The following is a 6,335-nucleotide window of genomic DNA, read 5'->3' on the forward strand; positions in this document are numbered from 1 at the left end:
GTTCAATTTAGACAGGCAATTTGCGAAGCCATGAGTGAAGAAATGAGAAGAGATTCTTCTATTTTTCTAATTGGTGAAGAAGTTGCTAATTATAATGGAGCTTATAAAGCATCCAAAGGAATGGTAGACGAATTCGGAGCCAAAAGAGTCATTGATTCCCCTATTGCTGAAAGTGGTTTTACAGGAATTAGCGTCGGTGCAGCTATGAACGGATGCCGCCCTATTGTAGAATTTATGACATTTAACTTTTCTTTGGTTGCTATCGACCAAATCATAAATAATGCAGCTAAGATTTACCAAATGACCGGTGGACAATGGAATGTACCAATCGTATTTCGTGGTCCTACTGCTTCAGCAGGACAATTAGGAGCTACCCATTCCCAAGCTTTTGAAAGTTGGTTTGCCAACTGTCCCGGATTAAAAGTTATTGTTCCGTCTAATCCTTATGACGCTAAAGGTTTATTGAAATCTGCCATTAGAGATAATGATCCTGTTATTTTCATGGAGTCTGAGCAAATGTATGGAGACAAAATGGAAATACCTGAAGATGAATTTCTAATACCTATAGGAGTTGCCGATATAAAGAAACCAGGGTCAGATGTTACCATTGTTTCCTTTGGAAAAGTAATGAAAGTAGCATTAGAAGCAGCTACAGAATTGGAAAAAGAAGGTATAAGTGCAGAAGTAATAGATTTGAGAACCGTTCGACCATTAGACTATGATACTGTAATTAATTCAGTTAAAAAGACTAATCGTTTGGTTTTATTGATTGAAGAGTGGCCGTTTGCTTCTATAGCCAGCGAAGTAGCTTATATGGTACAACAAAAAGCATTTGATTATTTAGATGCACCTATAAAAAGAATTACAACCGCAGATGCGTCAGCACCTTATTCATCCTCTTTATTTTCTAAATGGTATCCAAACGTTAATCAAGTAATTACTGCGGTTAAAAATACTTTATATAAAAAATAATTCATATTTATTTTCTTTAAAAGAATAATTAAAAATATTTTCAGGTTTCAATTTTAATAAGTAAATTAATTTTGAAGCCTGAATTTTAAATTAATATCAGCTTTATAAAAGCTTATGGAACAAAAATGCACTTTTTGCGGTAGAAAAAAATCGGAAGTTCAATTGTTAATAGCCGGACTTCATGGTCACATATGTAATGACTGTATTGAACAGGCTCATCATATTGTTGCTCAGGAAGAAAATCACAAAGAAAACAAAGCATTTGAACTTCAAATAAAAAAACCGAAAGAGATAAAAGATTTTTTAGATCAATATGTAATAGGACAAGAAAATGCAAAAAAAACATTGTCTGTTGCGGTCTATAATCATTATAAAAGACTAGCTCATTCTTTAGAAGTAGATCGGGAAGTCGAAATTGAAAAATCAAACATTTTGATGGTTGGCGAAACAGGCACCGGAAAAACACTTATTGCTAAATCTATTGCAAAACTTCTGGATGTTCCCTTTACAATCGTAGATGCTACTGTGCTAACCGAAGCCGGTTATGTCGGCGAAGATGTAGAAAGCATTCTCACTCGTTTATTACAAGCCGCAGATTACAATGTTGAAAAAGCTGAACAAGGAATAGTTTTCATTGATGAAATAGATAAAATTAGTAGAAAAAGTGACAATCCTAGTATCACTCGCGATGTTTCAGGAGAAGGTGTACAACAAGCCTTATTAAAACTTTTAGAAGGAAGTATTATTAATGTACCTCCTCAAGGAGGTAGAAAGCACCCGGATCAAAAATATATTCAAGTAAATACACAAAACATTTTATTTATAGCGGGCGGTGCTTTTTCAGGAATTAATAAAATAATCTCAAACAGACTAAATAAAAACACAATCGGATTTAGTAATACAACCGATATAAATGTTGAAAAAGAGCATATTTTATCTCAAGTTAATGCAACCGACTTAAAAAATTTCGGTCTTATTCCTGAATTATTGGGAAGATTTCCGGTAATTACTAATCTAGAGCCGTTAGATGAGAATGCAATGCTTCAAATTTTGACTAAACCTAAAAATGCAATAATTAAACAATATCAGGCCCTTTTTAAATTAGATAATATAGATCTTTCGATTACTGAAGATGTTTTAAAAGAAATTGTAAAAGAAACTCAGCTCTTAGGCTTAGGAGCAAGAGGACTAAGAAGCATAGCCGAAAATTTATTTTCTCAAATTAGTTATGATATTGACAATTATAAAGGAAATTTATTTATAGATATGGATAAATTTGTCATCTTAACAAAACACAAATCAATAAAATAAAAAAAAATGGCTTGTGAATAATATTTTTATTTATCTTTGCATTACTAGTATATATTATATTTAATAAATAAATTTTAACTAATAAATACTTAATAAATGAAAATAAAATTTATACCCTTACTTTTTGTATTGGGTTGTATTGCAAGCAATTCACAAATAACCACAACGGGTGGGGCGAAGTTCTTTGTGAGTCAAGGTACGACTCTATATAGTACTGGTGACATAACTATAGAAAGCAGTTCGGATGTATTTACCAATAAAGGTAATATAAAAATATCAGATGGTACTTTAAAAAATAATAGTCTTCCTAAAAATTTTGTGCTTTCTTATGATGATGAACAAAAGTATGGTCAATTAATTATTGCAACTAATAAACGCAGTGTTGGAACAATAACTTTACAGAAAAAATTACCGGATGGAACTGGAACATCTGGTGAAATTCTTTTCGGAACACCATTTATAAATTATACCTATGATCAATTTGTAAAAGATGTTTCAAACTCAAGTATCAATGCACCTGACTTAATATGTGGTTTATTTTCTATAAACAACAATTGCGGGGGCAATGCAACTAAATGGTTAAAACATCCTGTTTTTACTTGGAGAGAAGATCGATTTAGATTTGATCCTTTCCAAAAAGATGAAAAATTTATTCCTGGAAAACATTATTCTTTTAGAGCAGAAAGTTTTGCTAGTGGTTCTAACCTTAGTGATATTATTTCATTTATTGGATCTCCTTATGTTGCAGGAACCAGTCCTAATGATGGAGGAGTATCTTCAAATCTGTCCCTCTCTGTTATCGACAGAATCGGTACAGGATATCAAATTGGATCTAATAGCGCAAACGGATATGGTATCTATTATTGGACCTATTTAAATGATCCTTTTGTTCCCGGTATAACTTTTAATCAATCTACTACTAATGACGAATTAAACAATGCCAACTATTGGACTAATATGTTGCGCATGGTTAATCCGTATACTTCTAATTTGGATATAAATGAATTATTAAAAGAAAATATTGATAATAATGAGATTATAGGTATTGGTAGTGACGGTAATATAATGGAACGTGTTGTTGATGGGTATACAAGATACAAGACAAAATATCAAAGACAAACCTTCAGTCCTGATGGAAAGGCACTAGGTGACGATTTAAGTGTAATTCCTCCTATGACCAATTTTTTTATAAAAACTATCCCAAATAGTAGAGTAAAAGTAAATTTGTATACAAATAGTAGTATTCAGACTTTTAAATCATCAAATTATAAATTTGATAAAGGAAATGTTTACGCTAAAGGGGGAGAACAAATGAATAGAAGTTCTGCCTATTCAGTTAACAATGAAAAATATCAGTTAAATCTTGAATTATATTCAGGTAATACGTTTTATGGTAACACTTATGTAGCAGCGGGTTCCGATCTCATAACCGGAGAAGTAAATAAATGGGAAGCAACAGGTTTAAATAATAACGATGACACAAGTATATATACTATACCGGAATCAAATACAGGAGGAATTCAAGCTGGATATGAAAATACAAAATTATATATTAATGTAATTAATTCAAATGATGCTTCTAGAATTGCTATACCGGTAGGTATAAATCTGAATGATAATGATAAGGGAAATGAATTTACATTTAAGTCAGAGCTTAAATTAAATATGGTTCCTTTAGTGGATGAAGGAAAAACAAATTTTGATAATTCAAATGCAAAATTTTATTTTCATGATAAATTAACTAATGTAGTTAAAGAAATCGATACAAACTTTACTTATAGTACAAAACTTAACGAATCTACTAATGATAGATTCGAAATCTTTTGGAAAGAGCCTGGAACCTTAGGAAATGAGGATATCAATGCCCTATCAGGCTTAACTACTATTTATAAGACAGGAAATGAATATAAAGTCAAATTTGACAAAAATTGGCAAAAGGCTGAAGTAAATATTTTTAACGTTTTAGGTCAGTTAATTTCTACAGAAAAGAATATTAATACGAATAATGACTATCTACTACCAATTTATACTACATCTTCATCTTTGTACGTTATAGTAGTAATTAATCAAATTACCGGTGAGAAAATAACTAAAAAAATAGTTAAATAATAAAGTAAATTTGAAATGAAAAAATTATTTTCCATAATACTTATAGTCCTAGTTTATAGCCATTCTTTTGCCTACAATATATTGCAAGTTGTAGTTGAAACAGAAGAAGTTCCACCTATACCATCTGCTGAAGGAGATTCGGTAGCTTATGGAATTGGTATCCCTGGCAAAACTACTCCCATCAATTTTATAGTACCTTTTTTATTTATAAGTGCTATATTTTTAATACTTTATATATATAAAAAGAGAAGAATAAAATCTATATAAAGATTTAATTTTATAAATTAGCCTTGTTAAAAATAACAAGGCTTTTTTATGAAAAAAATTTCAATTACATCTTTTTTAATTCTCACCTGCTTATTAACTCAAGCACAGTTTGTTTTTAAAGGTTCTATCTCTAATTATTCTAACAAAAGAATATTAGTAAAAATAGATAGAGCATTTGATGATATACTTATAGGAAATATAACCACCAATTCAAAAGGAGATTTTTCAGTTCCTATTAAAGAAAAATATTCTGGAATAATTGAAATTTCATTACTTGACGCAAAAAAAAATTTCAACTTTATATCTGACAATACCAATATCGATTTTACCGCCTCAATCGGTCCTTCGGGGGAGTTTCGTATAAACAATCCTGGTAATTTAATTAATGTTAGATACCAAGATTATATCAATTTTGATATTAAAAAAAATTCCATACTTAATCAATTACAATTTTTTTTAGAATATTATAACTCACAAGACCAATTTTATCTACCTCTAAAAAATGAAATTCAAAGAATATCTACTACAAAGCAACCTGATATCTCCGAGTATCCTTTTTTAACATATTATATAAAAACTTCTGACCTTATCAAAAATTCAGAAATAGAGAACGGTGACATTCTCTCGAATAAAAATTTAATATTAAATCATTTAAAGAATGATGGGGAAGAATTTGATACTTCCGGTTTAGGAAGATCTCTTTTATACAATTATTTAAAATTGTCCACAACCGGAGCTTCCACTCAAAATGATTGGGAAAATAAGATTGATAAAGCTATAGAAATTTTATTAGATGAAGTGGGTGAAGATACTAACAGAGGTCAAGAAATACTATCAGCTACTATCAATTTTCTTAATGGATACGGAGTTGATAATCTTGCAGAAAAATATATAAAAAGAGCAGAATCTTTAACTTGTGAAATTAGTCCGGAACTTAAAGAAACCATTAAAACTAATAATTCAATAAAAGAAGGAAAAATAATTCCAAATATAAAATTTACCCATAAATTAAATGGTAAATATCAAAATTTGTATGATATTAAAACCAAATATAAATTAATTATAGTATGGGCATCATGGTGTAGACATTGTAACCAAGAATTGCCATTTATTAAGCAATTTTATGAAAATTTCAAAAATTCTGGTGGTGAAATTATTGGACTTTCTGTAGATTATAATAAAGAGGATTGGGAAAATGTTATAAAAGAAACTCCTTGGTTAAATGATTCTGATTTATTATACTGGGATAGTAAGTTTGCAAAAGAACTTAATGTTACAGGTACTCCAACTATATTTTTGCTAGATAAAAATAATAAGATATTAAAAATAACATCTAAAATTTCCAATATTAATAATTTAATTAAATAATTTGATATTAGTATAAAATTTTATGAGAAGGAAATAATTCCTTCTCATTTTTTATATATGTATATTTTAAGTTGATTAAATGTAGTTTCTTATTTTTGTATTATGAGTACGATATATCTTCAATCTTCCATTGAATATGTTAAAGGTATAGGAACTGAAAAAGCTAATTTATTAAAAAAACAGCTTAATATACACACGTGCGAAGATTTTTTAAATTACTTCCCTTATAGATATGTCGATAAAAGTAAAATATATAAAATAAATCAAATTGGCGTCTCTTCAGCTGAAATTCAATTAAAAGGTAAAAT

At 29.3% G+C, this 6,335-nt stretch carries 6 protein-coding genes; all 6 read left to right on the forward strand.

All coding sequences use genetic code 11. The annotated features are described in order from the left end of the window. On the forward strand, nucleotides 1–972 hold a 972-nt coding region (locus M3Z80_RS08560), incomplete at its 5' end, for a pyruvate dehydrogenase complex E1 component subunit beta (protein WP_293919180.1). 114 nt (nucleotides 973–1,086) lie between these two features. Continuing rightward, nucleotides 1,087–2,283, forward strand: a complete 1,197-nt coding sequence (gene clpX / locus M3Z80_RS08565; protein ID WP_293919181.1) for an ATP-dependent Clp protease ATP-binding subunit ClpX — start codon at nucleotides 1,087–1,089, stop codon at nucleotides 2,281–2,283. Nucleotides 2,284–2,379: 96 nt separating this feature from the next. Further along, nucleotides 2,380–4,392 (forward strand): hypothetical protein, encoded by a 2,013-nt coding sequence (locus M3Z80_RS08570; RefSeq protein ID WP_293919182.1) that lies wholly within the window; start codon nucleotides 2,380–2,382, stop codon nucleotides 4,390–4,392. Nucleotides 4,393–4,407: 15 nt separating this feature from the next. Beyond that, the gene (locus M3Z80_RS08575; RefSeq protein WP_293919184.1) at nucleotides 4,408–4,659 is read left to right on the forward strand and encodes a hypothetical protein; all 252 of its coding nucleotides are present in this window, start codon (nucleotides 4,408–4,410) and stop codon (nucleotides 4,657–4,659) included. Between the two features lie 48 nt (nucleotides 4,660–4,707). Further along, nucleotides 4,708–6,027 carry a TlpA family protein disulfide reductase gene (locus M3Z80_RS08580; protein ID WP_293919186.1) on the forward strand — a complete coding sequence of 440 codons (1,320 nt, stop codon included), beginning with the start codon at nucleotides 4,708–4,710 and terminating at the stop codon, nucleotides 6,025–6,027. Between the two features lie 102 nt (nucleotides 6,028–6,129). Then, nucleotides 6,130–6,335, forward strand: a 206-nt coding sequence (locus M3Z80_RS08585; RefSeq protein WP_293919187.1) for a hypothetical protein, incomplete at its 3' end; no start/stop codon positions are given.

The sequence above is a fragment of the Apibacter sp. genome (assembly GCF_025291155.1).
GTDB lineage: Bacteria > Bacteroidota > Bacteroidia > Flavobacteriales > Weeksellaceae > Apibacter.

Coding starts and splice junctions, on each gene's coding strand:
- clpX (WP_293919181.1), top strand. CDS start 1,087: ATGGAACAAAAATGCACTTTTTGCGGTAGAAAAAAATCGGAAGTTCAA.
- M3Z80_RS08570 (WP_293919182.1), top strand. CDS start 2,380: ATGAAAATAAAATTTATACCCTTACTTTTTGTATTGGGTTGTATTGCA.
- M3Z80_RS08575 (WP_293919184.1), top strand. CDS start 4,408: ATGAAAAAATTATTTTCCATAATACTTATAGTCCTAGTTTATAGCCAT.
- M3Z80_RS08580 (WP_293919186.1), top strand. CDS start 4,708: ATGAAAAAAATTTCAATTACATCTTTTTTAATTCTCACCTGCTTATTA.